This window comes from Raineyella antarctica (assembly GCF_900092135.1).
In the GTDB taxonomy this organism is placed as follows: domain Bacteria; phylum Actinomycetota; class Actinomycetes; order Propionibacteriales; family Propionibacteriaceae; genus Raineyella; species Raineyella antarctica.
Genome location: NZ_FMYF01000004.1, coordinates 233,207 through 258,805, shown reverse-complemented (window position 1 = coordinate 258,805; position 25,599 = coordinate 233,207). Strand labels below are relative to the sequence as shown.

Genomic DNA, 25,599 nt, shown 5'->3' with positions numbered 1-25,599 from the left:
GCCGCCGGCCGAGGTCGCCCGTCGATCATCCGGACAGGCCGGAACGGCCGGATCTTTGCGCGCCGGCCCCCGGGCCAGAATGATGGTGCCATGGGTGCACAAGTCGAGATCCGCACGTTCGACCGCCGCGATCGCAGTCGCTACCGGCGCAAGGTCCAGCGCGACGTCGCCGTGCTGGGCCGACTCCTGGAGGAGGTGGACTTCGTCACCGAGCCCCAGCTGGTCGGGCTGGAGGTGGAGCTGAACCTCGTCGACGCCAGGATGCGCCCGGCAATGCTGAACTCGCAGGTCCTGGAGGCGATCGACGATCCCGACTTCACGACCGAACTGGGACGGTTCAACATCGAGCTGAACGTCGATCCCCGGCCGCTGGACGAGGACGGCCTGACCGGTTTCGAGGAGTCGGTCAGCGGCAGCCTGCATCGTGCGCAGCAGCGCATCGACGACTCCGGGCTCTCGGCACCGCCGGCCGTGGTGATGATCGGCACGCTGCCGACCCTGGAACCGCGGCACCTGGACATCGCGAACATCTCGGAGGGCGGCCGCTACCTGCTGCTCAACGACCAGATCCTGGAGTCGCGCCAGGAGAACCTGCTGATAGAGATCCGCGGGGAGGAGAACCTGGTGATCGAGTCCGACTCGATCATGCCGGAGGCCGCCTGCACCTCCACCCAGGTGCACCTGCAGGTCAGCCCCGATGAGTTCGCCTCGTACTGGAACGCGGCCCAGGCCATCGCCGGCGCGCAGATCGTCGTCGGCGCCAACTCGCCGTTCCTGTTCGGCCGGCACCTGGTCGCGGAGACACGGGTGCCGCTGTTCGAGCAGAGCACCGACACCCGCAGCGCCGAGCTGGTGGCCCAGGGCGTACGGCCCCGGGTCTGGTTCGGCGAGCGCTGGGTGAACTCCATCTTCGACCTGTTCGCCGAGAACGCCCGGTACTTCCCGGCGCTGCTGCCGATCACCGGCGCGGAGGACCCCGAAGCGGAGATGGAGCGGGGCCGGGCACCGCAGCTGGCCGAGCTGAACCTGCACAACGGCACGATCTACCGCTGGAACCGACCGATCTACTCCGCCCCGGACGGGCGCCCGCACCTGAGGATCGAGAACCGGGTGCTGCCCGGCGGTCCCACGGTCATCGACACCATGGCCAACGTGGCCTTCTACACCGGGCTGGTCCATGCCCTCTCGCGAGAGGCGACGCCGATCTGGTCCCGGATGTCGTTCCATGCCGCGGAGGACAACTTCCGCGCGGCAGTCAGGGGCGGGATCGCCGCGGAGCAGTACTGGCCGGGCGTCGGCCAGGTACCGGGCCACGAGCTGGTCGTTCGTACGCTGCTGCCGCTGGCGGCGGCCGGGCTGGCGGATCGCGGGGTGGACGGGGCGGACGTCGACCGGCTGCTCGGGATCGTCGAGCAACGCTGCCTGCTCGGGCGCAACGGCTCGACCTGGCAGGTGCAGGAGGTCGCGGCCCGGGAGGCGGACGGACTGGACCGTCGGGCCGCCCTGGGGTCTATGCTGTCCACGTATATCGACCTGATGCGGTCGAACACCCCCGTCCACGAGTGGCCATCGTCGTCCCAGTGATCGAATCGGCGTCCTTCAGGCCGCCGCACAGGAATCTGGAGGATCGTCGAGCGTGTGCACCGTGGTGGCCTACTCCTCGTCCGCTGAAAGTCGCGCAGCCCTCACGTTCGCCATCGAACGTGTTCGCCGGAGCGGCTCAGTGCTGCACGTGGTGAGTCGTGAACCAGCCGTTCCCCCGGAGATCGAGGAGCGCCTCTCCGAGGTCACCTGGGAGTGGGAGTACTGCGAGCCCGAGTCGGACCTGGCCAGCCGCGTTCTCCAGGCAGCGGTGCCGCCGGAGGGCGAGGTGTGGGGCGATCCGGCCATCGTGATCGGGCTGCGCCGGCGAACGGCTGAAGGGCGACTGTCCCTGGGACAGACCGCCGAGCGGGTGCTGCTGGAAGCCAGCTGCCCGGTGGTCACCGTCAAGTGCGCCTGACCGTTCCGGCGACGGCCTGAGAGCCCCGAGCAGGGCCGGACCAGGGCGCGCAGGGGAGACCCGCATTAGGCCGTGTTTGGCCCCGCGTGTCACAATGGCCTGCAGGTCTGCGCAGCGGCCGCTCTGGTTCTGCGCGCCCGTGTTATCGCGACACCGAGCAGAGAGGTTGTCTGTGTCATCAGCTGCTGAGGAAAGCTCCTCCGACCACACTCTGGGAGGTGTGCCGGCCACCGCGAAGAAGACTGTGGCCCGTAAGTCCGCCACCAAGGCGACGAGCGGGACCGGCTCGCCCCAGGGTGCGGCGACCAAGAAGGCCCCGGCCAAGAAGACCCCGGCCAAGAAGGCCACGACCGCCAAGCGCGCGTCCGCCCCCAAGACGACGGCCCCGGTCGCCGAGGCGACCATCGAGGCCAAGCTCGACGGCGACGACGTCGTCCTCACCGTCGGCGGCGGCAAGAAGGGCCGCCACCTCGACGAGGTCGACGACAAGGAATTCAAGGTCGAAGAGGCCGAGGTCGAAGAGAAGAAGATCACCGAGGAGGAGGGCTTCAGCCTCGACGAGTCCGACGACTCGGACGAGCCCGAGGTCCAGGTGACCGTCGCCGGTGCGACCGCCGACCCGGTCAAGGACTACCTCAAGCAGATCGGCAAGGTTGCGCTGCTGAACGCGGCCCAGGAGGTCGAGCTCGCCAAGCGCATCGAGGCCGGCCTGTTCGCCGAGGAGAAGCTGGGCGAGGGCAAGGGCAAGCTCGCCCAGAACGACTTCGACGACTACGAGTGGATCGCCAACGACGGCCACAACGCCAAGAACCACCTGCTGGAGGCCAACCTGCGCCTGGTCGTCTCGCTGGCCAAGCGCTACACCGGTCGCGGCATGCTGTTCCTGGACCTGATCCAGGAGGGCAACCTGGGCCTGATCCGTGCGGTCGAGAAGTTCGACTACACCAAGGGCTACAAGTTCTCCACGTACGCGACCTGGTGGATCAAGCAGGCCATCACCCGGGCGATGGCCGACCAGGCTCGTACGATCCGTATCCCGGTGCACATGGTCGAGGTGATCAACAAGCTCGCCCGCGTCCAGCGCCAGATGCTGCAGGACCTGGGTCGGGAGCCCACGCCGGAGGAGCTGGCCAAGGAACTCGACATGACCCCCGAGAAGGTCATCGAGGTCCAGAAGTACGGTCGTGAGCCGATCTCGCTGCACACGCCGCTGGGCGAGGACGGCGACTCGGAGTTCGGTGACCTGATCGAGGACTCCGAAGCGGTCGTGCCGGCCGATGCGGTCAGCTTCACGCTGCTGCAGGAGCAGTTGCACGACGTGCTCGACACCCTCTCGGAGCGCGAGGCCGGCGTGGTCTCGATGCGCTTCGGCCTGACCGACGGCCAGCCGAAGACGCTGGACGAGATCGGCAAGGTCTACGGCGTGACCCGTGAGCGGATCCGCCAGATCGAGTCGAAGACGATGTCGAAGCTGCGCCACCCGTCGCGTTCGCAGGTGCTGCGCGACTACCTGGACTGACATCCCGGCGGCCTACCGCCGAGGACGAGGGCCCCTCCATCCGGAGGGGCCCTCGTGCGCTGTGGGGGCTCTGGGTGCGCGAAGGGGGAGCGCCCTCCCGGTTCGCCTCGGCCCCGTCTGTCGGTGATGCCGTCTGTCGGTGATGCCGTCTGTCGGTGACGCCGTCTGTCGGTGGTGCCGTGGCCATCCCGTCGCTGGGGCGTACTGATCGGTCAGCCGGCGCGGGTGGAATGATGGGGCCGCAATGATGCTTGTCTTGGTACAACGAGGAGAATGATGCTTGCCGGATTCACCCAGCGACTCGGTGGGATCAACGATTGGCTCTACCTGTGGGTGGTGATCGGTCTGCTGGTCCTGGTCGGTGTGGTCATGACCGTCCGGACCCGTGCGGTGCAGTTCCGGCTGTTCGGCCAGATGCTGCGCTACATCGGTCATTCCCGCGAAGGCGGTGAGGGGGGCATCTCCTCGTTCCAGGCCTTCGCCATCGGCATGGCGACCAGGATCGGCATCGGCAACATCACCGGCGTGGCGCTGGCCGTCATCCTCGGCGGCCCGGGCGCCGTGTTCTGGATGTGGCTGGTCTCGCTGGTCGGCATGGCCACGGCGTTCGCCGAGGCGACCCTGGCCCAGATCTTCAAGGAACGGGCGGGGGACGGCACGTTCCGCGGCGGACCGGCCTTCTACATCGCCCGGGGAACCGGCTCGCGCACCTTTGGGGGCGTCTTCGCCGTGCTCCTCATCTTCTCCATGGTCATCGCGATGCCGATGGTCCAGGCCAACGCCATCTCCAGCGTGGCCCAGGGCTCGCACGGCGTCCCCGCCTGGACGATGGCGATCGTGCTGGCGGCGCTGACCGGGGTCGTGGTGATGGGTGGCGTACGGGGCGTCGCGCGGGTCGCCGAGTGGCTCACCCCGCTGATGGCCCTGGTCTACCTGGTGGCCGGGATCGCGATCGTGCTGCTCAACGTCGGATCGGTGCCCGGCTTCCTGGGCGACATCTTCGCCGGTGCCTTCGGCGTCCGCGAGGGGCTGGCCGGCGTCGCCGGCGGCGTCTGGGCGACCATCCTCAACGGCGTCCGCCGCGGGCTGTTCTCCAACGAGGCGGGTATGGGCACCAACCCGAATGCGGCGGCCACCGCCACCGTCCGCCACCCTGTGCAGCAGGGCCTGATCCAGTCGTTCGGCGTCTTCTTCGACACGTTCTTCATCTGCACGATGACCGCCTTCATCATCTTCGCCTCCGGTGCCGGGAACTACGTGCCCGGGGTCACCACGCCCACGGCCGCGGGCACGCTCACCACCGATGCCGTGCTCTTCAGCCTGGGTGGCTGGATGGCCTGGCCGATGACGATCATCATCTTCTTCTTCGGCTTCTCGTCCATCCTCGGTGCCTACGCGTACGCCGAGGTAAACATGGGCTTCCTGAGGGCGCCCCGGTGGAGCTACTGGGTCCTCCGCGTCGTGGTCGTGCTCACGACCGGAATCGGTGCGGTGCTTGCGCTGACCACCGTGTGGGCGCTCATGGACACCGCCATGGCTCTGATCACCGTGGTGAACCTGGCAGCCCTGCTGTTGCTCGGCAGGTGGGTGATCCTGGCGCTACGCGACTACGAAACGCAGCGCGCCAGCGGTGAGTCGCCGAAGTTCGACCCGGCCCAGTTGCCCCGGCTGGACCTCACCAAGATCTCCGACGCCTGGGACCGCCCGGTCGAGGAAGTTCGAGTCTCCTGAGGGCCGATGGCCGGCGGTGCGTCGCAGCAGGAGGAGGGCGGACCCGTACGGGTCCGCCCTCCTCTCTTCCTGGCTCTGCGCCGACATGGCTGGTGTCAGCGGCGGAATCCGCCGGGGTCGACGTCGTCGCGGGGCGCGTCGGTGGAGTACCGCTCGTCGCCGGTCCGATCGTACCGGCGCAGTCGTGCCCGACCGGTGCCACGAAGCTCGTCGCCCACGTCAACGCGCTCCTGGGGGAGCGTGGGCTCCTGGGCGGCGGACGTGGCGTCGGTGTCGCGGACGTCGCGGCTGGTCAGGTCGCCGCCATCGGAACCCTTGATGCCCTAATAGCGGTAGAGCTGGTCCTCCTCGGACGGATCCAGGTGGCCATTGGCCTCCATGTTGGGCGCGTCCTTGATGAATCCCTTCTGGAACGGGACACGGAGCGCGTCGCCCTCCCAAGCGGTCCGGTCCAGCGGGACGAACGTCTCGCGGGTCCCGAAGAGACCGGTGGCGACGGTGACCCAGGTCGGCTGCCCGGTCGCGTCGTCGAGGTAGACCTGCTCCACGCGGCCGACCTTGTCGCCGTCCTGGTCGACCATGGTCGAGCCGCGGAGCTGGTTGATGGTGGTCTCGTCGAACATGAGTGGTTCCCTTCGCAGTGGGTGTGAACCTTCAGGTCCTCGGTCGGGCCGATGTCGTCCTTGCATGACACCGGGCCACATCTCCAAGGTACGTACCGTTATCATTTCGTTACACACCCTGAGGGGGGTGTAACGGTCGCGCCGGGCCTGAAAGAATTCACCCGTGCGACAGTTGGTCCGACTGCCTCGGCCCCGTAGGCGCCCCAACGACGACGGACTCCCCGCCGCCCGGTGGGCGACGGGGAGTCCGTCATTGTTGGTACGGGAGGGGAATCTCAGGACAGCAGGTGCGTCTCGTCCTGGATCCTTGCAGCAACCTTGGCCAGCGCCTCGGCGTGCTCCTTGGCATGGTGGGCGCAGAAGAGGAGTTCTCCGCCGCTGGCCAGCGTTACCCGGAGGTAGGCCTTGGAGCCGCAGCGATCACAACGATCGGCGGCGGTCAGCGGGGTCTCCTGGACCGCGGTGGTCGTCGTGCTCATGGTGGCCTCACTTTCTCCGACCTGGGGCCGGTGCCTCGTGGCGGGGAACTCGAACACTGGTGCAACGCATGCGATCGTGTCCTTGTTCCCTGTGAGCCTACCGCGGCACGCCAAGACGTCCAGTACCTTCTTGCCGGACAAGGGTCATCCCTGGGTGCCCGCAGGCATGTCGCCCGCCGAACTGGTGGGCCGACGCGGGTAGGCTCGGCTGGTGCCGTCCACCAGCCGCCCCGACGAACCCCGTACGTACGATGCCCGCAGCCTGATGGTGCTGGAGGGCTTGGAGGCGGTGCGCAAGCGTCCGGCCATGTACATCGGATCGACCGACACCAAGGGGCTGATGCACTGCCTCTGGGAGATCATCGACAACGCCGTGGACGAGGCCCTGGGTGGATTCGGCGAGAGCATCGAGGTCGTGCTCGGCCACGACGGCTCGATCACGGTCACCGACCATGCCCGCGGCATCCCGGTCGACACCGAGCCGCGCACCGGCCTCAGCGGCGTGGAAGTGGTGCTGACCAAGCTGCACGCCGGCGGCAAGTTCGGCTCCGGGTCGTACGGGGCCTCCGGTGGCCTGCACGGCGTCGGTGCCTCGGTGGTGAACGCCCTGTCCACCCGGCTGGACGTCGAGGTGGCCCGCAACGGCGCCCGCTGGACGATGTCCTTCCAGAGCGGTATCCCTGGCACGTTCGCCGGCGATGGCCCGGACGCCCCGTTCACCCCCGGCGGCGGCCTGGTCAAGTCCGGCCGGGTCCCGAAGGGCACCACCGGCACCAGGATCCGCTACTGGCCCGACCGCCACATCTTCCTGAAGGACGCCAAGCTCTCCCTGGCCGACCTGCACAACAGGGCCCGGCAGACCAGCTTCCTGGTGCCAGGACTGAAGATCGAGGTCACCGACGAGCGCGGCGAGGAGCCGTCCACCGAGGTGTTCCTGCACGAGGGCGGTATCTCGGAGTTCTGCGAGTACCTCGCCCAGGACCAGCCGCTGACCGACGTGATCCGCCTGCAGGGCCATGACACCTTCGAGGAGACGGTGCCGGTCCTGGACGAGAAGGGGCACATGGCCCCGGCCGACGTGACCCGCGACCTGGGCGTCGACATCGCGCTGCGCTGGGGCACCGGCTACGACACGTTGACGAAGTCCTTCGTCAACATCATCGCCACCCCCTCCGGTGGCACCCACGTCCAGGGCTACGACCGCGGCCTGGTCCGGGCAGTCGGCAAGGCGCTGGAGGGCACCCGCCTGCTGAAGAGCGGGGAGGAGGTCTCCAAGGAGGACATCCTCGAGGGCCTCACCACCGTCGTCACCGTCCGGCTGGCCGAGCCGCAGTTCGAGGGCCAGACCAAGGAGGTGCTCGGCACCCCGGCCGTCAGCCGGATCGTCACCCGGGTCGTCGAGTCCGAGCTGGGCAAGTACTTCTCCTCCCCGCGGCGCGATGACAAGCAGGCCTCCCGGACCGTGCTGGAGAAGATCGTCGCGGCCTCGCGTACCCGGGTCCAGGCACGGATCCACAAGGAGGCGCAGCGCCGCAAGAACGCGCTGGAGTCCTCGACCCTGCCGGCGAAGCTGAAGGACTGCCGCAGCACCGACGTCGACAAGTGCGAACTGTTCATCGTCGAGGGCGACTCGGCGCTCGGCACCGCCCAGCGGGCGCGGAACGCCGAGTACCAGGCGCTGCTGCCGATCCGCGGCAAGATCCTGAACGTGCAGAAGGCCTCGATCACCGACATGCTGAAGAACCTCGAGTGCGCCTCGATCATCCAGGTCGTCGGCGCCGGCTCGGGACGGTCCTTCGACGTCGACGGGATCCGCTACGGCAAGGTCATCTTCATGGCCGACGCCGACTCGGACGGCGCCCACATCCGTACGCTGCTGGCCACGCTCTTCTTCCGCTACATGCGGCCGATGATCGAGCACGGCCACGTGTACAGCGCGGTGCCGCCGTTGCACCGCTTCGAGCTGATCAACCCGAAGAAGGGCCAGGAGAAGTACGTGTACACGTACTCGGACGCCGAGTACGAGCGCAAGCTGGCCGAGTTCACCAAGAAGGGGATCCGGTTCAAGGAGCCGCAGCGCTACAAGGGCCTGGGCGAGATGGATGCCGACCAGCTGATGGAGACCACCATGGACCCCCGGCACCGTACGCTGCGCCGGCTCACCCTCGACGATGCGGAGGGCGCCGAGGGCGTCTTCGAGATGCTGATGGGCACCGAGGTCGCCCCGCGCAAGGAGTTCATCATCGACGGCGCCTACCGGCTGGACCAGGAGCACATCGACATCTGATCGACCCCGGGCGGCCGACGGCCCGTCGACCGAGGGGTCGACGGGCCGTGGGGAGGGAGTCGGGACGGGGGCAGGGCGGCTGGATCAGTGGTGCTGGATCAGCTTGCCGGAGTCGACGTCGTAGTAGAACCCGCCGACCAGCACGTCGTGCCCGGCCAGCAGCGGATGCGTGCGCAGCAGTTCCACGTCGTAGCGGAGCCCGGCCTCCTGGTCCGGAGTGGTGCCCAGCACCATGCCCGAGATGTCGGCGCCGGTGGCTTCGCGGACCTTGTCGGCGATGAACTTGTCATCGCCCGACCCGACGGCACAGCGGCTGTGCGGGACGACCATGATCCGGTCCACGTTCAGCAGGTGCACCCCGAGGATGCAGCCGATCAGGGCATCGGGGGTGATCCGGCCGCCGGGAGTCCGCAGGATCTTGGCGTCTCCCAGTTTCAGGCCGATCATCTCCAGCGGCTTGATCCGGGAGTCCATACAGGTGACTACCAGCACCCCCGCCTTGGCGATACCGTCGAAGTTGCTGTCGGTGAAGCTGGCTGCATAGCGCTCGTTGCTTGCGAGCAGGTCGGAGAAGTCTTCGCGCATGGCCGAGAGGCTACTCCGTGTCGGCGCTCGAGCCGTCGCCTTCCAGAAGCGATTCCTGCTCACCGCTGAAGTCGTCCGCGGCGGACCCGGTCGCCGGGGCGTCGTCGGTGAGGGCGAACGTCCTGGTCCCGATCGCAAGGATGGGTTGGGCGACGGGCACGCCTGATCCGTCCCGCTTGCCGTCGGCCGGGGGCAGGTCGATCGGCGAGCCGGAGGCGGCACAGGCGATCGCCGGTGCCGGGCCGGCCCAGGCCTGCTGCAGGGCCGTCTCTCCGCGCAGGAAGCGGTGGCAGCGTACGCCCATCGTGGCGCGGCCCTTGGGCGGGAACTCCTCGAAGCGGGCGACCTTCACCGTCCCGGCATCCACGCCCAGGGAATCACCGGCGGCCGCGACCGTGACCACGACCGAGTCGTCGCGCGGAACGGCCCCGAACCAGATCACCCGGGCGCCGGCGGAGAGCTTGATCCCGGCGATCCCACCGCCGGTCCGGCCCTGGGCCCGGACGGAGCTGACGGGGAAGTGCAGCAGCTGGGCATCGGAGGTGATGAAGCACAGCGAGGAATCGGCGGCACCGTCGAGCCAGACGGCACCCGCGACCTCGTCGCCCGCCTCCAGCCGGATGATCTCCCACTCGGGCTTGCCGAGGATCTCGGGCCTGATGACCTTCACGACTCCCTGCCGGGTGCCGACGGCGAGGCCGGGGGAGTCGGCGCGCAGCGGTACCAGGGCGCGGAACTCCTCACCGGGCTGGAGCGCCAGCAGCTCCGACAGGCGTGAGCCGCCCTGCAGGTCGGGGGCCGCGGCGGTGCGGGGCAGTGTCGGCAGGTCCAGGGCCGGCAGCTTGAGCAGTCGGCCTGTCGAGGTCACCACGCCGACCTCGGAGCGTGCCGAGGTACGGACGATCGCGGCGATGACGTCGTGGTGGGTCCGGGGGCCGTCGGCGGGCAGCGGGCTGTCGTCGGTGGTCCGGGCCAGCAGGCCGGTCGCGGAGGCGACCACCCAGCAGGGGTCGTCGGCGACCTCGAGCGGGGTGGAGGTGGCCGCCGCGGAGACGCCGGCGGCGGAGAGCAGCACGGTCCGGCGCGCGTCCCCGTACTGCTTGGCAACCGCGAGGAGGTCGTTGCCGACCTCTTCGCGGCGTCGCTCCTCGGAGTCGATCAGCTCGGTCAGTTCCGCGATCCGCGCGGCGAGTTCGTCGCGCTCGCCCTCCAGCTCGATCCGGGAGAACTTGGTCAGCCGTCGCAGCTGCATGTCGAGGATGTAGTTCGCCTGCACCTCGCTGAGCTCGAATGCCTCCATCAAGCGGGCCCGGGCGGCTGCGGCATCGTCGGCCTGGCGGATGATCGCGATCACGTCGTCGATGTCGAGGATGGCGAGCAGCAGTCCTTCGACCAGGTGCAGCCGGTCCTCGGCCTTGGCCCGCTGGAACAGGGCCCTGCGCAGGGTGACCTCGAGCCGGTGCTCGAGGTAGACCTGCAGCGCCTCGATCAGGCTGAGCGTACGGGGCTGGCCGTCGACCAGGGCGACGGTGTTGATACCGAAGGAGTCCTCCAGCTTGGTCTTCTTGTAGAGCTGCTCCAGGAGAGCCTCGGGATTGAACCCATTCTTGACCTCGACCACCAGGCGGGTGGGGTGCTGCAGGTCGGAGAGGTCCTTGACGTCGGAGATGCCCTGCAGCTTCTTGCCCTGCACCAGCACCTTGATCTGCTCGATGATCTTCTCGGGCCCGATCATGTAGGGCAGCTCGGTGACCACGATGCCCTTCTTGCGGGCGGTCACCTGCTCGATCCGTGCCTTGGCACGGACCTTGAGGCTGCCGCGCCCGGTCTCGTACGCCTCGCGGATCCCGTCCAGGCCGACGATCGTGCCGCCGGTGGGGAAGTCGGGCCCGGGGATGAACCGCATGATCGCGTCCAGGTCCGCGTCCGGGTGCGCGAGCAGGTGCCGCAGCGCGTGCACCACCTCGATCAGGTTGTGCGGCGGGATGTTGGTGGCCATGCCGACGGCGATACCGGTGGAGCCGTTGACCAGCAGGTTGGGGAAGGAGGCCGGCATCACCGCCGGCTCGGTCTCGTGCCCGTCGTAGTTGGGGCGGAAGTCGACAGTGTCGAGGTCCATGCCCTCGGTCATCGCCAGCGCGACAGGGGCCATCCGGGCCTCGGTGTACCGCATGGCCGCGGGGCCGGCATCGAGGGAACCGAAGTTGCCGTGCGAGTCGATCATCGGCAGCCGCATCGCCCACGGCTGGCCCAGCCGGACCAGGGTGTCGTAGATCGCGGTGTCACCGTGCGGGTGGTACTTGCCCATCACCTCGCCGACGACGCGCGCGCACTTCACGTGGGCGCGGTCGGGGCGCAGTCCCATCTCGTTCATCGAGTAGAGGATGCGCCGCTGGACCGGCTTCAGCCCGTCGCGGGCATCGGGGAGGGCCCGGGCGTAGATGACGGAGTAGGCGTACTCCAGGAAGGACGACTGCATCTCGTCGGAGACATCGACGTCGATGACGTGTTCCTCGAACTCGTCATCGATGACGGGGGTGCTCCTGCGAGCCATCGTGGTCCTCTCCTAGGTCGTCAAGCCTCCGCGGCGCTGAACCGCGCGACAGGCGCATTGTCGCCCCCGAATCGTCCTTTTGGACGGATCGGTGGTCACGGCGTGTCGCCCGGACCGGCCGGGTCGAGGTTCGTGGGGGCGAGCTCCGCCAGGACCGGACCAAGCTTGCCACGCAGCTCCCAGCCGTCGTCGCCGGTCACCCACGGGACCGAGTGCTCACGGTCCAGCTGTCGGGCCTCCAACGTGTCGGGGGTGCCGTGGGCCAGGACCTGCTCGGCGATGGACAGGTGCCGGATCGCGACGGCCCGCACCCGACCGGGGGCATCGCGGCTGAACTCGCTGTAGATGGTCGGGTCGTGCTGGCCGTCATCGCCGAACACCACCCAGCGGATGTTCGGGAAGTCCTCGGCCAGCTGGCGCACCTCCCGCTCCTTGTGCTCGCGCCCGGACCGGAACCAGCCGACGTTCGTGGGGCCCCAGTCTGTGAGCAGCATCGAGCCCAGCGGGAAGTGCCGGCTGTGCAGGAAGCGGGTCAGCGTCGGCTGGGTGTTCCAGGCACCTGTGGAGACGAAGACCAGCGGTGCCCCCGGGTGGTCCACGAGCAGGTCGTGGTAGAGCTGGGCCATGCCGGGGACGGCCTGCCGGGCCGACTCGTGCACGACGAAGGAGTTCCAGGCGGCGAGGAACAGGCGCGGCAGCATGGTGGTGATGATCGTGTCGTCGATGTCGGAGATGATGCCGAACTCCTCGTCGGAGCGGACGATCTGGATCTCTCCCTCGGTCGTCCGGCCATCGATGGTGGAGTAGGTCAGCCGCTGCCAGCCGGGCTTCAGCCCCCGGTTCTCCAGTCGTACGTCGATGTAGCCGGAGCGGTCGGTGGGCACCTCGACCGGCCCGTGGGTGGTGTGCACCACGATGGTGCCGCGCACCACCGGCTGGGCCATGAAGTTGCGCCAGCCCCGGCGCTTGAGCAGTTCGCGGCTGAGCACACCGGCGGTGGAGCGGTCCGGCACCAGGATCAACCGTGCCATCACCCGTACGAAGGTGGGATCGCCGTAGCCGGTGAAGGCGACCACGCGCTCCTTCCAGCCCATCCGGCGGAGGAGGCGCTCCAGCCTGCGATTGGTCGCCTCCTCGAGGCGAGCGGCGAAGAACGGTCGCGACATGGTCCTGACACTACACACCCGCGAGGGCCTCGCTACGGGTCCCACCCGCCCCGGGGGACCGGTTGCGTGGCGCAGACGACGGTGGCCGGGTTGGGGTGATATGCGAGGATGGCACACGTGATACGTCCGGAGCAGAAGTCAGACATCGATGCGCTACGCCTCGCGATCGAGTCGTTCGGGTACTTCCCCGCGCTGGTCTTCGACAGTGTGATGATCTCCCTCGGCGGAGAGGAGATGGTCTCGTACGTGGTGCAGCACGAGCCGACCATCACCCCCGACGGGATCCACCGCCACGTCACGGTGGCGCTGCTCACCCCGACCCGGCTGATCATCAACCACACCGACGACGCCGACGCCAGTCCCGGTGTCGGCGCCCAGGCTGCGTCGACCAGCGAGGTCGTCACTCTCGACCACATCTCCTCGGTCAGCCTCAGCCGGATAGTCAGCGAGCCCTCGACCTACCAGCCCGACAAGGTCGACCTGCAGGAGGTCCTGTTGACGGTCGCCTGGGGGTTCGCCTCCCGGATCGACCTGGAGCCGGCGACCTGCGGTGACCCGAACTGCGAGGCCGACCACGGCCTGACCGGCCAGCTTGTCGGCGACGACCTGGTGATCCGGATGAGCGTCGACGCCGATGGTGCCGAATCGGTGGGCCAGCTGGTCAGGTTCGGGCTGGCGATGCAGCGCACCCGAGACGGATGGTGAGGCGGATGGCAGGACTCTCCTACCCCGCCGCCGGCCAGCTCACCGTCCCACGCTACGGCCACGGCACGCTGGCGGACCTGCTGCCCGCGATCGGGTCCCGGCTCGGGCTCGGCGGCGAGGACCTGGTCGGCCTGCCGCCGGCCCAGCGATGGGTGGTCGTCCTGATCGACGGACTCGGCGCCCTCCAGCTCGCCGACCACGCGGACCACGCCCCCTACTTGGCCTCACTGCTGCGCGGTGAGGGGGAGCATGCGCCGTTCGACGGGTTCACCGCGGCCGTCCCCTCCACCACCGCGACCAGCCTGACCACGCTCGGTACCGGATTGGCGCCCGGCCAGCACGGGATCATCGGCTACTCCTGCCGCAATCCGCGCTCCGGCCAGTTCCTGAACATGCTGACCTGGGAGGGCGAGGACGACCCGACCGCCCTGCAGCCGCACCCCACCTACTGGCGTCGGCTCAGCGAGGCCGGCACCGAGGTCGGGATCGTCGCGCCGGCACGGTTCGACGGCTCCGGCCTGACCAGCGTCTCGCTGGCCGGGGGACGGTTCTTCCCGGTGCACGACGAGCGGGACGAGGACCAGCGCATCCACCTGGTCTCCGCCGCCGCCACGGCCGGGGACCGCAGCGTCGTCTACGCGTACGAACGCGAACTCGACCACACCGGGCACAGCCAGGGCGTGGCCTCAGCGGAGTGGCGGCGCCAGCTGCGCCGGATCGATGCGCTGACCGAGCGGCTGCGCGACGAACTGCCCGATGACGTCCGGATCATCGTGACCGGTGACCACGGCATGATCGACATCCCCACCGACGAGCGCATCGTCGTGGAGGACGTCCCCGTCCTCCAGCGTGGCGTCGAGATGGTCGCCGGCGAGGGACGGCTGCGCCAGCTCTACACCGAACCGGGCCAGGCCGAGGCGGTCGCCGCTCGCTGGCGCAACGAGCTGGGGGACCGCGCTGTCGTCCTGACCCGCGAGGAGGCGGTTCACCGGGGATGGTACGGACCGGTCGCCGACGAGGTCCTGCCCCGCTACGGCGACGTGACCGTTGCGATGCTCGGCACCTGGGCGCTGATGACCCGCGGCCTGCCCGGGGAGTTCGGCCTGGTCGGCATGCACGGTTCGCTCACCGCGGCGGAGATGTACGTCCCCCTGGTGGTGGACTGAGTGGCCGAGCTCGTCTTCTTCACCGGCGTGATGGAGTCGGGCAAGTCGACCCTGGCCCTCCAGCTGGACCACACCATGACGGCCGGTGGTCGGCGTGGCGCGGTCTTCACCTGTGATGACCGGTCGGGCCGTCCGATCGTGACCTCACGCCTCGGGCTCGCCCGGGAGGCCGTCGAGGTCACCGACGACTTCGACTTCTGGCACCACGTGATCGGATCGCTGACCCGTGGCGACCGGGTCGAGTACCTGATCTGCGACGAGGCCCAGTTCTACCGGCCGGGCCACGTCGACCAGCTCGCCCGGATCGTCGACGACCTGGCGATCGACGTGTATGCGTTCGGGCTGCTGACCGACTTCCGGACCAGGATCTTCCCCGGGTCGCGCCGGCTGGTGGAACTGGCCGACAGGATCGAGACCCTGCAGGTCACGCCGCTGTGCTGGTGCGGTGCCAAGGGCACGACCAACACCCGGACCCTGGACGGCTACATCGTCACCGAGGGCGACCAGAAGGTGGTCGGGGACGTCGCCCTGGAGGGTACGGACAGCGCGGACGGCGGGTCGATCGCCTACGAGGTGCTCTGCCGCAAGCACCACCGCAACGGGATCACCCGCAAGGTCGTGGCGCTCGGCTCGGCGCCCGAGCCGTTGCCCTTCGCCCCCGACCAGGACGCCCTCACGCCCGCCGGGCGGCCGTCCGGGCTGCCCTCCTCCGTGCCGGGGGCTTCCGCTTCCGCACGACAGGCATCCGTGCCGACCCAGCAGAGAGGCTGACGCGCATGTCCGGATCCGATCGCTCACCGCTCATCCCCGTGGCCGGGCTCGTCGACCTGCTGTCGGCAGGGACCCCACTGACGCTGCTCGACGCACGGTTCAACCTGCAAGGGCCGGACGCCCACCAGGAGTACCTCCACGCGCACCTGCCGGGTGCCGTCTGGGTCGACGTGGAGCAGGCGCTCTGCGGTCCTCGCGGCGAGCGCGGTCGGGGCGGTCGTCACCCGCTGCCGGACTCCGACACCGCGGTGCGGGTGCTGCGTGCCTGTGGTGTCCGCGACGATCGTCCGGTCGTGGTGTACGACGGCGGATCCCAGCTCGGCGCCGCCCGGGTCTGGTGGCTGCTGGAGGACCTGGGCCACCGGGACGTCCGCGTGCTCGACGGGGGACTGCCGGCCTGGCTGGCGGCGGGCCTGCCGATCATGTCCGGGGAGACCCGGGCCGAGCCGGGGGACCTCACAGGTCGGCGCGGCCGACTCCCGGTGGTGGATGCCGACGGTGTCGTGTCGGCCCTGGCCGCGGGACATGCCGTCTGGGACGTCCGCGCCGCCGACCGTTTCCGGGGTGAGTACGAGACCATCGATCCCGTCGCCGGCCACATCCCCGGGGCGAGCAGCAAGCCGGCCGCGCTGGTCTTCACAGCCGAGGGGACACTCAGGAATCCCGGGGAACTGGCCGGTCTGTTCGCCGACGTTTCTCCCGGCGACGTGCTCTCCTGCGGCTCGGGGCTGACCGCGATGCTCCAGCTGCTGGCCCTGCGCCACGCGGGCCGGGCCGATGGCGTGGCGGTGTACGCGGGCTCGTGGAGCGACTGGATCTCCGATCCCTCCCGTCCGGTGGCCACCGGCCCGCAGGACTGACCGACCCGTTCGGGCGCTCGCTCCGGTGTCGAGCGCTCCGGGGAGCCGAGCGGTTCGGGGGTCGCCGCGGCGCGACGGTCAGTCCTTGTGGTCGTCGTTCCCGCTGCCGAAGACGATCTCGTCCCAGCTCGGCACCTGGGCACGCTTGCGCGGGGTCCGGCGACGAGGAGGCGGGGGCGGTTGTTCCCCCTCGACCGGTGAGGAATCCCCGGAATCGGCCCCGGGCCGGCGGCTCGAGGGGGCTCGGGGGGCCGGCCTGTCGGCACTGGCCGGAGGTGGTTCCGGGGGACGGGGGCGCCGTGATGACGGGGCGGGCACGGTCGGCCGGGACCGGTCGCCGCGGGGGGCCCGGCGCTCGGGCGGTTCGTCGTCGGGCGGGTCGTGGTCGGAGGAGTCGTCGTCAGTGGGCCCGACGTCGTCGGGATCGGGGACGAGCCGGGGCCCGGCGTACGTCTCGCGGTCGCCGCCGTAGCCGCGCAACATGCTGAGGGTGTCCTCGTAGCCGGTGACGGTCTCCTCGTAGTTGCTCAGCATCTCGTGCAGGGTCTGGATGTCACTGGGGCCGTCGTCGCCCCAGTCATCGTCCAGGTCCTCGTCCTCGTCCTCGAAGCGGGTCCGGCGCTGCTCCTCGGTCAGCTCGACCGTCGGCTCGGCCTCCTGATCGACCGGCGGGAGCGGGAGCTCGCCCAGCATCCAGCGGGCATCCTCGTTCGCCGCGACGGAGAAGCGACCATCGACGTCGTAGTTGAACACTGCGCGGCGGGTGGTGCCGTCCTCGGTGACCACCGCCAGCACCTGCCAGCGGCGCCGCTCCACGCGGGCGGCGTCCCAGACGACCGACGTGGGATCGATCCCGCGGGCCCGCATCTCCTCGGTGACGACGGCATCGAGGTCCCGGTGCGCGGGGGAGTCGCCGGAGCGGCGTACGTTCGAGTCGCGGGCCCGGCCGGCGATGTACTCGCGCTCGGCCATGATCGGCGCGGCGTAGATGGCCAGTTCCTGGGCCTCCACGCCGGCCTCGACAGCGACCTCTTCGACACTCGAACCGGACCGCAGGCGGTCCTGGATCTCGCGCAGTGTCAGGGAGCTGTCCATGGCGGCCAAGATACCGCTCGGGACCGAACTGCCCTAGTCCAACCCTCAACCTATACTCGCGGCGTGACCTCACCTCTCGCCTCGTACGATGCCGTGGTCCTGCTCTCGTTCGGGGGACCGGAACGGCAGGAGGACGTGCTTCCGTTCCTGCGCAACGTCACGCGAGGAAAGGACATCCCGGACGAGCGGCTCGCGGTGGTGGGCCAGCACTACGCGATGTTCGGGGGGCGCAGCCCGATCAACGACCAGAACCGTGCCCTGCTCGCGTCCCTGCGATCCGAACTGGACCGTCGCGACATCGACGTGCCCCTGGTCTGGGGCAACCGCAACTGGGCCCCCTACCTCGCGGACACGCTCGCGGAACTGGCGGCCGGCGGCGCCCGCCGCGCGCTGGTGGTCGCCACCAGCGCCTTCCCGTCCTACTCCGGCTGCCGCCAGTACATCGAGGACATCGCGGGCGCCTGTCCCGAGGGTCTGCAGGTGGACAAGGTACTGCCCTTCGGGCTGGCGCCGGGCTTCCTTGCCGCGAACCTGGCAGCAGTCCGTGCCGGGGTCGAGGAGCTGCGCGGCGAGGGCCATCCGCGTCCCCACGTCCTGTTCGTGGCCCACTCGATCCCGATGTCGATGGCCCGTACGTCCGGGCCGGAAGGCTCGCCCGAGCGTACCGGGAACCCCGGCGGCGCGTACGTCGCCCAGCTGGAGCAGGTCGGTGACCGGATCCTGGCCGAGCTGGCCGAGGACGGCGGCCCGGTCCTGAACGGGGACCTGGTCTTCTGCTCGCGCTCGGGCCCGCCGGCCGTCCCGTGGCTCGAGCCCGACGTCAACGACGCCCTGCGCGACCTGGCCGGCCGGGGCGTGGATGCTGTGGTGCTGGCTCCGATCGGGTTCGTCAGCGACCACATGGAGGTCGTCTACGACCTGGACGTCGAGGCTGCCGCGACGGCCGCCGAGCTGGGGATCACGGTGCGCCGGACCCCGACCGCAGGGACCCACCCGGCGTTCGTCGCCGGGCTGGTCGACCAGCTGGAGGCGGCAGCCGCGGATCCGGTGGCCTGTCCCGCCGGCTGCTGTCCCCGGCCGGAACGCGGTCGGCGCCCGGTTGCCGCCGGTGGGGACCCCGCGGGTTCTCACCGGCACCCGGGGTATTGACAAGCATGGTATTAATGCCCCTGTATTGAAACGCACCGGGAAGTCCCGCACCACCGCGGGGCTGTAATTGGGAAGGCACGATGGCCACTGACTACGACGCTCCTCGTAAGAACGAGGAGGATGTGAGCGAAGACTCGCTCGAGGGCCTCAAGAACCGCCGCAATGACCAGCAGTCAGGTCAGGTGGACGAGGACGAGGTCGCTGCTGCTGAATCCTTCGAGCTGCCGGGAGCTGACCTCTCGCACGAGGAACTTACGGTCAAGGTGCTGCCCAAGCAGCAGGACGAGTTCACTTGTGCGAGCTGCTTCCTGGTGCGCAAGCGGAGCCAGATCGCAAAGATCGATGGCAACCTGATCTACTGCACCGACTGCGTGCGGTCGTGACTCTGCCCGCACCTCGTGCGGGATTGCAGAAGGGGCCCGGGCATTCGCCCGGGCCCCTTCGCCGTTCCCACCCGGGTGGGAACGGTCAGATCTTCATCGCGATCTTGCGGAACTTCGGCTTGGCCCCGCTGCTGCTGTACAGGTAGCGGTTGCCGATCCGCTGGGCGATGACCTGGGTCGCGGCCAGGCCGGCGGCGCTGGCGAGGGCCCACAGGATGGCGGTCCGGACGTCGGCATCGGGGTCCGTCGGCTCCGGGGGCTCCTCACCGGTGACGAAGCGCCAGCCGGCAGTGAGCAGCTTGTGCGTACCAACGGTCGCAATCGTTCCGGCGAGGCTGGTGTAGACCTTGTAGACGAGTGTCTCGGCGAGGGCCATCGACTGTCCTTCCACGTGGTGGGCGTTGGGTCAACAGGGGCGTTGGGTCAACGTGAGCGCTGGGTCCATCCTAGGGCGGCCGTCCCGCCCGGGGACAAGGAGATGGTTAGCTAGCGGGGTGGCATATCGGGAACGACTCACACTCTCGTGGTGGTGGATCGTCGTCATCGCGGGTTTGATCCTTTCGGTGGCGATCGTCTACTTCGTCTACCAACCCCCGCAGGTCGCCGGCGCGGTCACCCTGGCCCTGGTGGCGCTCGCCGCCGCCGTGACCATGGCGGGTGCGACGCGGATCGCCGTGGAACCGTCCGGATTGCGCTGCGGCCACAACGTCCTGGAGCCGTCCTACGTGGGCGACGCCCGCGCGCTCAGTGCCGAGGAGACGCGCCATCGCCTGGGCAGGGGAGCGGACACCCGGGGATTCCTGGTCACCCGCTTCTACGTCCCGCGGGCCGTCGAGGTCACCGTCGCCGACCCGGCCGACCCGCACCCGTACTGGCTGGTCAGCTCCCGCCACCCCGAGGAGCTCGCCGAGGCGATCCGCAGGATCCGGCCGTGAGCGCTGAGCCCGCCGAGCAGGTCGTCGCCGTCCGGATCGTCCGCCTCGACCCGGACCTGCCCGTGCCCACGTACGCCAGGGCACTCGATGCAGGAGCGGACCTGCACGCCGCCGAGGACGTCGAGCTCGCGCCGGGGGAGCGCCGGCTGGTCGGGACCGGCCTGGCCATCGCCCTGCCACCGGGCACGGCAGGCTTCGTCCATCCGCGCTCGGGGCTGGCCGCCCGGTACGGGCTGGGGATCGTGAATGCCCCCGGTACTGTGGATGCGGGTTATCGTGGTGAGATCAAGGTCAGCCTGATCAATCTCGACCCGCACCAGACCATCAGCATCCGGCGGGGTGACCGCATCGCCCAACTGGTGGTGCAGCCCGTGCTCCGTGCGGAATTCACCGAGGTCGGCGAGCTGCCGGGCTCCGAACGGGGCCGTGGCGGACATGGCTCGACCGGCACACGGTCGGGCGCAGGACAGGAGAACACATGATCTTCGGACGCAAGCGCAAGGACCGGGACGCCGACGGGCAGGCCGGGTCCCCTGACACCGGGACGACCACCGCCGACGACGCGACGGCGACCGACCAGGTCACGGCGACCGACGAGGCCACCACGACAGACCAGGGCACCACGACAGACCAGGGCACCACGACAGACCAGGGCACGACCGCCGGCGACGGCGAGCAGGCCGCCGCCGGGGCGACGGACTGGCGGGGCACCGAGGAGACCGACGTATGGGCCGGCCTCGACGCCAAGGACTGGCGTACCGACGGGCCGTTCGACATCGAGGAGGTCGACCTCGAGGGTGACAGCATCGGCCGGATGGACCTGGGCGCGCTGGTGATCACCCCGATCGACGGCATGGAGGTGCGCTTCCAGGTCGAGCAGACCTCCGTCCGCGCGACCGCCGTCCTGCTGCAGCACGAGGGCTCGGCGATGGAGCTCAGCCTCTACGCCGCCCCGCGCAGCGGTGGGCTGTGGGCCGATGTCCGCCAGGAGGTCGTCGAGATCTCGCGGCAGCAGGGCGGAACCGCTGAACTCGCCGAGGGACCGTTCGGCGTCGAGGTACGCCGGATGATGCCGATGACGACCCCCGACGGCCAGCAGGGCCTGCAGCCGACCCGGATGCTCATGGTCGAGGGGCCCCGCTGGGCCCTGCGCGCCGTGGTCTACGGCCAGGCCGCCATCAACGTCGACGATCCCGGCGTCACGGCCGAACTGCGCGAGGTCCTGCGGGACACCGTGGTGCGCCGTGGTACCCAGCCGATGCCCCCCGGCACCCTGATCCCGCTCACCCTGCCGACCGAGCTGGAGGAGCAGATCCGCCAGGCGACCGCCGAGCAGGCCGAGCAGGCTGCCCAGCAGCCGGACGTCCCGGGCCAGCGCCGTACCCTGCCGGAGCCATCCGGCCAGTCGACCGCCATCCAGGGCTGACCCGGTGCCGAACACGAGCATGCCGGGCCCCAGTGCCCGCGACGAAGCAGCAGCACGCCGGACCACCAGCACCACCCAGGGGATCGACGAAGCGACGCTGCCCGCGGACGGGATCGTCGGCCCGGTCGAGGTCGGTTCCGTCGCGCACGGCGGTCACTGTGTCGCACGGCTGGACGGCCGGGTCATCTTCGTCCGCCATGCCCTGCCCGGGGAGGTGGTGCGGGTCCGGCTCACCGACACCTCGCACGCCTCCTTCTGGCGTGGTGACGCGGTGGAGGTGCTCCAGGCCTCGCCGGGTCGTACGACGCCCCGGTGCCCGGTCGCCGGGCCGGGGATGTGCGGCGGCTGCGACTGGCAGCACGCCACCCCGCAGACCCAGCGCGAGCTCAAGGCCTCGGTCATCCGCGAGCAGCTGGCCCACCTGGCCGGTATTGACGTCGACGTCGAGGTCGAGGAACTGCCCGGCGGCACCTTCGGCTGGCGGACCCGGATGGGGTACGTGACCCGGGACGGCCGGGCCACGATGCGGCGCCACCGCAGCAAGGAGCTGGTCGAGGTTCCCGCGGACGGGTGCCCACTGGCGATCGAGGCCCAGCCGAACCCGCACGCCCTGGCCGCCCCCCTTGGGCCGGACGAGCACCTCCTGCGGGTGGCGACCTCCGCCGAGGGGCGGACGAGCGTCCTGGTGGACGGAGTGCTGTCCAGCGGGGAACCCGAACTGGTCGAGCACGCGGCGGGACGCGACTGGCGCGTCGATGCCGACGGCTTCTGGCAGGGCCACCCCGCGGCCGCGGACACCCTGGTCGAGGCGGTCCTGGACGGCTTGGCCCCGGAGGCGGGTGAGCGCGCCTTCGACCTCTACTGCGGGGTCGGGCTGTTCGCCGGTGCCCTGGTCGATGCCGGCGTGCAGGTCTGGGGTGTCGAGATCGACAAGCGGGCCGTCGAGCTGGCCCAGGCCAACGTGCCGCAGGGGCGTTTCACCGCGGGCAAGGTCGACCGGGTCGTCCGCCGGATGCCGCGGGCCACCGACCTCGTCGTGCTCGACCCGCCCCGCACCGGCGCGGGCAAGGACGTCATCGACGCGGTGGCGTCCCGCAACCCGCGGGCGATTGCGTACGTGGCGTGCGACCCGGCGGCTCTCGGCCGAGACCTCGGTCGGCTGCGCAAGCAGGGCTACGAGCTGGAGTCGCTGCGTTCGTTCGACCTGTTCCCCAACACGCACCACATCGAGTGCGTGGCGATCTGCGTGCCCGCCGTGGTCATCTGAGGCCCTGCTGTGGCCGGGCTCGCTTCGTGGCGGGCCCGCTCCGTGGCGGGGCGGCCGCCACAAGGGCACGGGTCGGGCGGGGGAGGGTCAGCGGTTGGTCCAGGCCTCAGGGGTCCGGGTCAGGGCCGTCACGTGCTCGTTGAAGTGCCCGGCGGCCACATCGGCCAGGGTGGTGGTGTCCACCACGTCCCGCAGTGCGGCGCGGACCGCCACCCACAGCGTCGGCAGGTGCGAGGTGACGCCGCGGTACTCGGTGTCCTGGGGGCGCAGGCCACGGACCTCCCACAGGGGCCCGTCGACGGCGCGCATGATGTCGCCGACGCTGATCTGCTCGCTGCTGCGCGGCAACACGTAGCCGCCCCGCGAGCCGCGGATGCTCGAGACCAGACCAGCCCGCCGCAGGTCGGCGAAGATCGCCTCCATGAACTTGCGCGGCAGGTCCTCCTGCTCGGCGACCGACTCCAACGTCATCGGCTCGGGCGAATTCGCCGTCGCCAGGTGCACCATGGCGCGGATGGCGTACTCGGTGCGGGCGGAGACGTTCACGTCCCCATCCTAGGCAGAAGGCGGTCAAGGGTGCCCCACGTGCCGGCGGGCCCACCGCACCGGGCTCACTTCACCGGACGCACCCGGTCACTGGGCACCGTGGCGACCATCAGCTGTCCGTCCGCCACCCACGCGACCAGCGCCAGCCAGCCGGCCGGTGAGCGTGACCAGGAGACCAGCAGGCCCGGCAGCCAGGCCCCGTCGTCGATCTCGACCCAGTGCGTACGCCCCTCCCGGCCGGCACCGACCGGCTGCCGAGCCCCCGCCCCCTCGGCCGTGCGGTCGCCGAGGGAGCCGAAGTCGGAGCCGATGCGCGAGGACATGCCCGCAGGCTAGGGGCGGGGACTGACAGTGCCGTGGCCACGGTGCGACCGCACTGTCACGGAAGGCCGAGGGGACCCGGCGCCCGGCCGGATCCCCTCGGTGCCCAGTCTCAGCCGACGACCGGCAGGTACACCCGCGAGCCGCGCTCGGCGAACTCGGCGGACTTCTCGGCCATCCCGGCCTCGATCGCCTCCACCGAGGTCAATCCGTGCGCCTCGGCGTAGTCACGGACGTCCTGGCTGATCCGCATCGAGCAGAACTTCGGCCCGCACATCGAGCAGAAGTGCGCGTTCTTTGCCGGCTCCGCGGGCAGCGTCTCGTCGTGGAACTCGACGGCCGTGTCGGGGTCCAGGCCGAGGTTGAACTGGTCCTGCCAGCGGAACTCGAAGCGGGCCTTGGACAGCTCGTCGTCGCGCTGCTGGGCGCCCGGGTGGCCCTTGGCCAGGTCGGCGGAGTGCGCCGCGATCTTGTACGTGATCACCCCGACCTTGACGTCATCGCGGTCCGGCAGCCCCAGGTGCTCCTTCGGCGTGACGTAGCACAGCATCGCGGTGCCGGCCTGGGCGATCATCGCCGCGCCGATCGCGGAGGTGATGTGGTCGTAGCCGGGGGCGATGTCGGTGGCCAGCGGACCGAGGGTGTAGAAGGGCGCCTCGTCGCACCACTCCTCCTCCAGGCGTACGTTCTCCACGATCTTGTGCATCGGGACGTGGCCCGGGCCCTCGATCATCACCTGGACCCCGCGTGCCTTGGCGATCCCGGTGAGTTCGCCGAGTGTACGCAGTTCGGCCAGCTGGGCGGCGTCGTTGGCGTCCGCGATGGAGCCGGGACGCAGGCCGTCACCCAGGGAGAAGGTGATGTCGTACGCGGCGAGGATGTCGCACAGCTCCTCGAAGTGCGTGTAGAGGAACGACTCGGTGTGGTGCGCCAGGCACCAGGCGGCCATGATCGACCCACCGCGGGACACGATGCCGGTCACCCGCTTGGCGGCCAGCGGCACGTAGCGCAGCAGGACACCGGCGTGCACGGTCATGTAGTCCACGCCCTGTTCGGCCTGCTCGATCACCGTGTCGCGGTAGGCCTCCCAGGTCAGGGCGGTCGGGTCGCCGTCCACCTTCTCCAGGGCCTGGTAGATCGGCACGGTGCCGACCGGTACGGGGGAGTTCCGCAGGATCCACTCGCGGGTCTCGTGGATGTCGCGCCCGGTCGACAGGTCCATGATCGTGTCGGCGCCCCAACGGGTGGCCCAGACCATCTTCTCGACCTCGTCGGCGATCGAGCTGCGGACCGCCGAGTTGCCGATGTTGGCGTTGATCTTGACCGCGAAGCGCTTGCCGATCACCATCGGTTCGGCCTCGGGGTGGCGGTGGTTGGCCGGGATGACGGCACGCCCGCGGGCGACCTCGTCCCGCACCAAGTCGACCGGCAGGCACTCGCGCGCTGCGATGTAGCTCATCTCGGGGGTGATGACCCCGTTGCGAGCCCACGCCAGCTGGGTGCGGACCAGCGGGGATCCGGGCACCGCCGGATCGGCGGGTACCGCCTCGTTGTGGGCCCAGTCCCCGCGCAGGCCCGGCAGGCCGGTGGTGAGGTCATGCACCTGGGCCGCCGACCCGTACGCCGTGTAGGGGCCCGACGTGTCGTACACGTCCAGGTGGTGGCCGTTGGTGAGGTCGATCCGGCGCACCGGGACCTGCAGGTCCTCCCCGCGGACGGTGGTGGCGGTGACCCAGGCCTTGTGGCTGCCCCGGATCGGGCCGATGGTGATGTCGCTGGCAGTAGCAGCAGAGGGCAGAGAGGTGCCCATGGTTGTTCTCCCTTCGCCGGCATTACCCGGTCAGGTCATAGCGGTCGACACCCGATGCCGGTGTCCTCTCAGCCCGCGCCGCGGCCGTGTCGACGGCCCTGCGAGCTCCCGCGTGATGGATTGCGAACCCCAACGTAGTCCGCCGGGACCGGGCTGCATGCCTCGGGTGCTGTGTGGTCCATGTGAGTGCCGGGAGCCGGGGCGCTCGGACTGGCGACT

General features: G+C 70.0%; 25 protein-coding genes and 1 pseudogene. 15 read left to right on the top strand and 11 right to left on the bottom strand.

The features are described 5' to 3' along the window. Positions 1–90 precede the first annotated feature (90 nt). The 4 genes from GA0111570_RS08005 (at position 91) to GA0111570_RS07990 (ending at position 5,252) form a co-directional block, all read left to right on the top strand. The gene (locus GA0111570_RS08005) at positions 91–1,584 is read left to right on the top strand and encodes a glutamate-cysteine ligase family protein (protein WP_092608951.1); all 1,494 of its coding nucleotides are present in this window, start codon (positions 91–93) and stop codon (positions 1,582–1,584) included. Positions 1,585–1,636: 52 nt separating this feature from the next. Then, positions 1,637–2,002: a universal stress protein gene (locus GA0111570_RS08000; protein ID WP_175557390.1), complete on the top strand. Its 366-nt coding sequence runs from the start codon at positions 1,637–1,639 to the stop codon at positions 2,000–2,002. Positions 2,003–2,096: 94 nt separating this feature from the next. Next, positions 2,097–3,521: an RNA polymerase sigma factor gene (locus tag GA0111570_RS07995; protein WP_245703071.1), complete on the top strand. Its 1,425-nt coding sequence runs from the start codon at positions 2,097–2,099 to the stop codon at positions 3,519–3,521. A 273-nt stretch (positions 3,522–3,794) separates the two neighbouring features. Continuing rightward, the gene (locus GA0111570_RS07990; RefSeq protein ID WP_092608942.1) at positions 3,795–5,252 is read left to right on the top strand and encodes an alanine/glycine:cation symporter family protein; all 1,458 of its coding nucleotides are present in this window, start codon (positions 3,795–3,797) and stop codon (positions 5,250–5,252) included. 95 nt (positions 5,253–5,347) lie between these two features. On the opposite strand, the gene GA0111570_RS18265 is transcribed toward GA0111570_RS07990, so the two are convergent. From GA0111570_RS18265 to GA0111570_RS07980, 3 genes are all read right to left on the bottom strand, one after another. Next, positions 5,348–5,470: a hypothetical protein gene (locus tag GA0111570_RS18265; RefSeq protein ID WP_281245196.1), complete on the bottom strand. Its 123-nt coding sequence runs from the start codon at positions 5,468–5,470 to the stop codon at positions 5,348–5,350. Positions 5,471–5,575: 105 nt separating this feature from the next. Continuing rightward, a complete protein-coding gene (locus GA0111570_RS07985) occupies positions 5,576–5,875 on the bottom strand; it encodes a PRC-barrel domain-containing protein (RefSeq protein WP_175557389.1) in 300 nt (99 codons plus the stop codon). Positions 5,876–6,150: 275 nt separating this feature from the next. Then, positions 6,151–6,354 (bottom strand): DUF7455 domain-containing protein, encoded by a 204-nt coding sequence (locus tag GA0111570_RS07980; protein WP_092609256.1) that lies wholly within the window; start codon positions 6,352–6,354, stop codon positions 6,151–6,153. A gap of 265 nt (positions 6,355–6,619) precedes the next feature. On the opposite strand from GA0111570_RS07980, the gene GA0111570_RS07975 reads away from it, so the two are divergent. After that, the gene (locus GA0111570_RS07975; protein WP_245703085.1) at positions 6,620–8,641 is read left to right on the top strand and encodes a DNA gyrase/topoisomerase IV subunit B; all 2,022 of its coding nucleotides are present in this window, start codon (positions 6,620–6,622) and stop codon (positions 8,639–8,641) included. Positions 8,642–8,725: 84 nt separating this feature from the next. Here GA0111570_RS07975 and GA0111570_RS07970 read toward each other — a convergent pair whose 3' ends face one another. The 3 genes from GA0111570_RS07970 to GA0111570_RS07960 all read right to left on the bottom strand — a co-directional run bounded on the left by GA0111570_RS07970 (position 8,726) and on the right by GA0111570_RS07960 (position 12,946). Further along, positions 8,726–9,226 carry a beta-class carbonic anhydrase gene (locus tag GA0111570_RS07970; RefSeq protein ID WP_092608933.1) on the bottom strand — a complete coding sequence of 167 codons (501 nt, stop codon included), beginning with the start codon at positions 9,224–9,226 and terminating at the stop codon, positions 8,726–8,728. Between the two features lie 10 nt (positions 9,227–9,236). Further along, on the bottom strand, positions 9,237–11,780 hold the full coding sequence (locus GA0111570_RS07965; protein WP_092608930.1) for a DNA gyrase/topoisomerase IV subunit A: 2,544 nt from the start codon (positions 11,778–11,780) through the stop codon (positions 9,237–9,239). A 95-nt stretch (positions 11,781–11,875) separates the two neighbouring features. Continuing rightward, positions 11,876–12,946, bottom strand: coding sequence for an App1 family protein phosphatidate phosphatase (locus GA0111570_RS07960; protein WP_092608927.1), 1,071 nt, complete (start codon positions 12,944–12,946; stop codon positions 11,876–11,878). A 117-nt stretch (positions 12,947–13,063) separates the two neighbouring features. Here GA0111570_RS07960 and GA0111570_RS07955 point away from each other — a divergent pair, with 117 nt between their 5' ends. From GA0111570_RS07955 to GA0111570_RS07940, 4 genes and pseudogenes are all read left to right on the top strand, one after another. Further along, a complete protein-coding gene (locus GA0111570_RS07955; protein ID WP_245703070.1) occupies positions 13,064–13,651 on the top strand; it encodes a DUF5998 family protein in 588 nt (195 codons plus the stop codon). 5 nt (positions 13,652–13,656) lie between these two features. Next, positions 13,657–14,817, top strand: coding sequence for an alkaline phosphatase family protein (locus tag GA0111570_RS07950; protein WP_092608921.1), 1,161 nt, complete (start codon positions 13,657–13,659; stop codon positions 14,815–14,817). Further along, positions 14,818–15,471, top strand: a pseudogene (locus GA0111570_RS07945) (thymidine kinase); the annotation flags it as partial. It lies immediately after the preceding gene. A gap of 122 nt (positions 15,472–15,593) precedes the next feature. Next, positions 15,594–16,448: a sulfurtransferase gene (locus tag GA0111570_RS07940; RefSeq protein WP_092608915.1), complete on the top strand. Its 855-nt coding sequence runs from the start codon at positions 15,594–15,596 to the stop codon at positions 16,446–16,448. Positions 16,449–16,526: 78 nt separating this feature from the next. On the opposite strand, the gene sepH is transcribed toward GA0111570_RS07940, so the two are convergent. Further along, positions 16,527–17,543, bottom strand: coding sequence for a septation protein SepH (gene sepH / locus GA0111570_RS07935; RefSeq protein WP_139283182.1), 1,017 nt, complete (start codon positions 17,541–17,543; stop codon positions 16,527–16,529). 63 nt (positions 17,544–17,606) lie between these two features. Between sepH and GA0111570_RS07930 the strand changes: the two genes are divergently transcribed. Both GA0111570_RS07930 and GA0111570_RS07925 read left to right on the top strand, forming a co-directional pair. Then, positions 17,607–18,692 (top strand): ferrochelatase, encoded by a 1,086-nt coding sequence (locus GA0111570_RS07930; RefSeq protein ID WP_217634077.1) that lies wholly within the window; start codon positions 17,607–17,609, stop codon positions 18,690–18,692. Positions 18,693–18,772: 80 nt separating this feature from the next. Beyond that, positions 18,773–19,075 carry a DUF4193 domain-containing protein gene (locus tag GA0111570_RS07925; protein WP_092608909.1) on the top strand — a complete coding sequence of 101 codons (303 nt, stop codon included), beginning with the start codon at positions 18,773–18,775 and terminating at the stop codon, positions 19,073–19,075. 85 nt (positions 19,076–19,160) lie between these two features. Here GA0111570_RS07925 and GA0111570_RS07920 read toward each other — a convergent pair whose 3' ends face one another. Beyond that, positions 19,161–19,451 (bottom strand): DUF4235 domain-containing protein, encoded by a 291-nt coding sequence (locus tag GA0111570_RS07920; protein WP_092608906.1) that lies wholly within the window; start codon positions 19,449–19,451, stop codon positions 19,161–19,163. Between the two features lie 52 nt (positions 19,452–19,503). On the opposite strand from GA0111570_RS07920, the gene GA0111570_RS07915 reads away from it, so the two are divergent. The 4 genes from GA0111570_RS07915 (at position 19,504) to GA0111570_RS07900 (ending at position 22,703) form a co-directional block, all read left to right on the top strand. Then, on the top strand, positions 19,504–20,010 hold the full coding sequence (locus GA0111570_RS07915) for a DUF3093 domain-containing protein (protein WP_342689712.1): 507 nt from the start codon (positions 19,504–19,506) through the stop codon (positions 20,008–20,010). A gap of 35 nt (positions 20,011–20,045) precedes the next feature. Next, positions 20,046–20,492, top strand: coding sequence for a dUTP diphosphatase (dut, locus tag GA0111570_RS07910; protein ID WP_217634088.1), 447 nt, complete (start codon positions 20,046–20,048; stop codon positions 20,490–20,492). Beyond that, positions 20,489–21,436, top strand: coding sequence for a DUF3710 domain-containing protein (locus GA0111570_RS07905; RefSeq protein ID WP_092608897.1), 948 nt, complete (start codon positions 20,489–20,491; stop codon positions 21,434–21,436). Before dut ends, GA0111570_RS07905 begins: the two co-directional genes overlap by 4 nt. Positions 21,437–21,518: 82 nt before the next feature. Continuing rightward, the gene (locus GA0111570_RS07900) at positions 21,519–22,703 is read left to right on the top strand and encodes a class I SAM-dependent RNA methyltransferase (protein WP_425438616.1); all 1,185 of its coding nucleotides are present in this window, start codon (positions 21,519–21,521) and stop codon (positions 22,701–22,703) included. Positions 22,704–22,790: 87 nt separating this feature from the next. Here GA0111570_RS07900 and GA0111570_RS07895 read toward each other — a convergent pair whose 3' ends face one another. From GA0111570_RS07895 to thiC, 3 genes are all read right to left on the bottom strand, one after another. Then, positions 22,791–23,249 (bottom strand): RrF2 family transcriptional regulator, encoded by a 459-nt coding sequence (locus GA0111570_RS07895; protein ID WP_092608891.1) that lies wholly within the window; start codon positions 23,247–23,249, stop codon positions 22,791–22,793. A gap of 65 nt (positions 23,250–23,314) precedes the next feature. Next, the gene (locus GA0111570_RS07890; protein ID WP_092608888.1) at positions 23,315–23,572 is read right to left on the bottom strand and encodes a hypothetical protein; all 258 of its coding nucleotides are present in this window, start codon (positions 23,570–23,572) and stop codon (positions 23,315–23,317) included. 110 nt (positions 23,573–23,682) lie between these two features. Further along, the gene (gene thiC, locus GA0111570_RS07885) at positions 23,683–25,380 is read right to left on the bottom strand and encodes a phosphomethylpyrimidine synthase ThiC (protein WP_092608885.1); all 1,698 of its coding nucleotides are present in this window, start codon (positions 25,378–25,380) and stop codon (positions 23,683–23,685) included. Positions 25,381–25,599: the final 219 nt, after the last annotated feature.

Coding starts and splice junctions, on each gene's coding strand:
- GA0111570_RS07970 (WP_092608933.1), bottom strand. CDS start 9,226: ATGCGCGAAGACTTCTCCGACCTGCTCGCAAGCAACGAGCGCTATGCA.
- GA0111570_RS07975 (WP_245703085.1), top strand. CDS start 6,620: ATGGTGCTGGAGGGCTTGGAGGCGGTGCGCAAGCGTCCGGCCATGTAC.
- GA0111570_RS07950 (WP_092608921.1), top strand. CDS start 13,657: ATGGCAGGACTCTCCTACCCCGCCGCCGGCCAGCTCACCGTCCCACGC.
- GA0111570_RS08005 (WP_092608951.1), top strand. CDS start 91: ATGGGTGCACAAGTCGAGATCCGCACGTTCGACCGCCGCGATCGCAGT.
- GA0111570_RS07980 (WP_092609256.1), bottom strand. CDS start 6,354: ATGAGCACGACGACCACCGCGGTCCAGGAGACCCCGCTGACCGCCGCC.
- GA0111570_RS07965 (WP_092608930.1), bottom strand. CDS start 11,780: ATGGCTCGCAGGAGCACCCCCGTCATCGATGACGAGTTCGAGGAACAC.
- GA0111570_RS07990 (WP_092608942.1), top strand. CDS start 3,795: ATGATGCTTGCCGGATTCACCCAGCGACTCGGTGGGATCAACGATTGG.
- GA0111570_RS07905 (WP_092608897.1), top strand. CDS start 20,489: ATGATCTTCGGACGCAAGCGCAAGGACCGGGACGCCGACGGGCAGGCC.
- GA0111570_RS07960 (WP_092608927.1), bottom strand. CDS start 12,946: ATGTCGCGACCGTTCTTCGCCGCTCGCCTCGAGGAGGCGACCAATCGC.
- GA0111570_RS07890 (WP_092608888.1), bottom strand. CDS start 23,572: ATGTCCTCGCGCATCGGCTCCGACTTCGGCTCCCTCGGCGACCGCACG.
- thiC (WP_092608885.1), bottom strand. CDS start 25,380: ATGGGCACCTCTCTGCCCTCTGCTGCTACTGCCAGCGACATCACCATC.
- GA0111570_RS07940 (WP_092608915.1), top strand. CDS start 15,594: ATGTCCGGATCCGATCGCTCACCGCTCATCCCCGTGGCCGGGCTCGTC.
- GA0111570_RS07985 (WP_175557389.1), bottom strand. CDS start 5,875: ATGTTCGACGAGACCACCATCAACCAGCTCCGCGGCTCGACCATGGTC.
- GA0111570_RS07920 (WP_092608906.1), bottom strand. CDS start 19,451: ATGGCCCTCGCCGAGACACTCGTCTACAAGGTCTACACCAGCCTCGCC.
- GA0111570_RS07995 (WP_245703071.1), top strand. CDS start 2,097: ATGGCCTGCAGGTCTGCGCAGCGGCCGCTCTGGTTCTGCGCGCCCGTG.
- sepH (WP_139283182.1), bottom strand. CDS start 17,543: ATGGACAGCTCCCTGACACTGCGCGAGATCCAGGACCGCCTGCGGTCC.
- GA0111570_RS07925 (WP_092608909.1), top strand. CDS start 18,773: ATGGCCACTGACTACGACGCTCCTCGTAAGAACGAGGAGGATGTGAGC.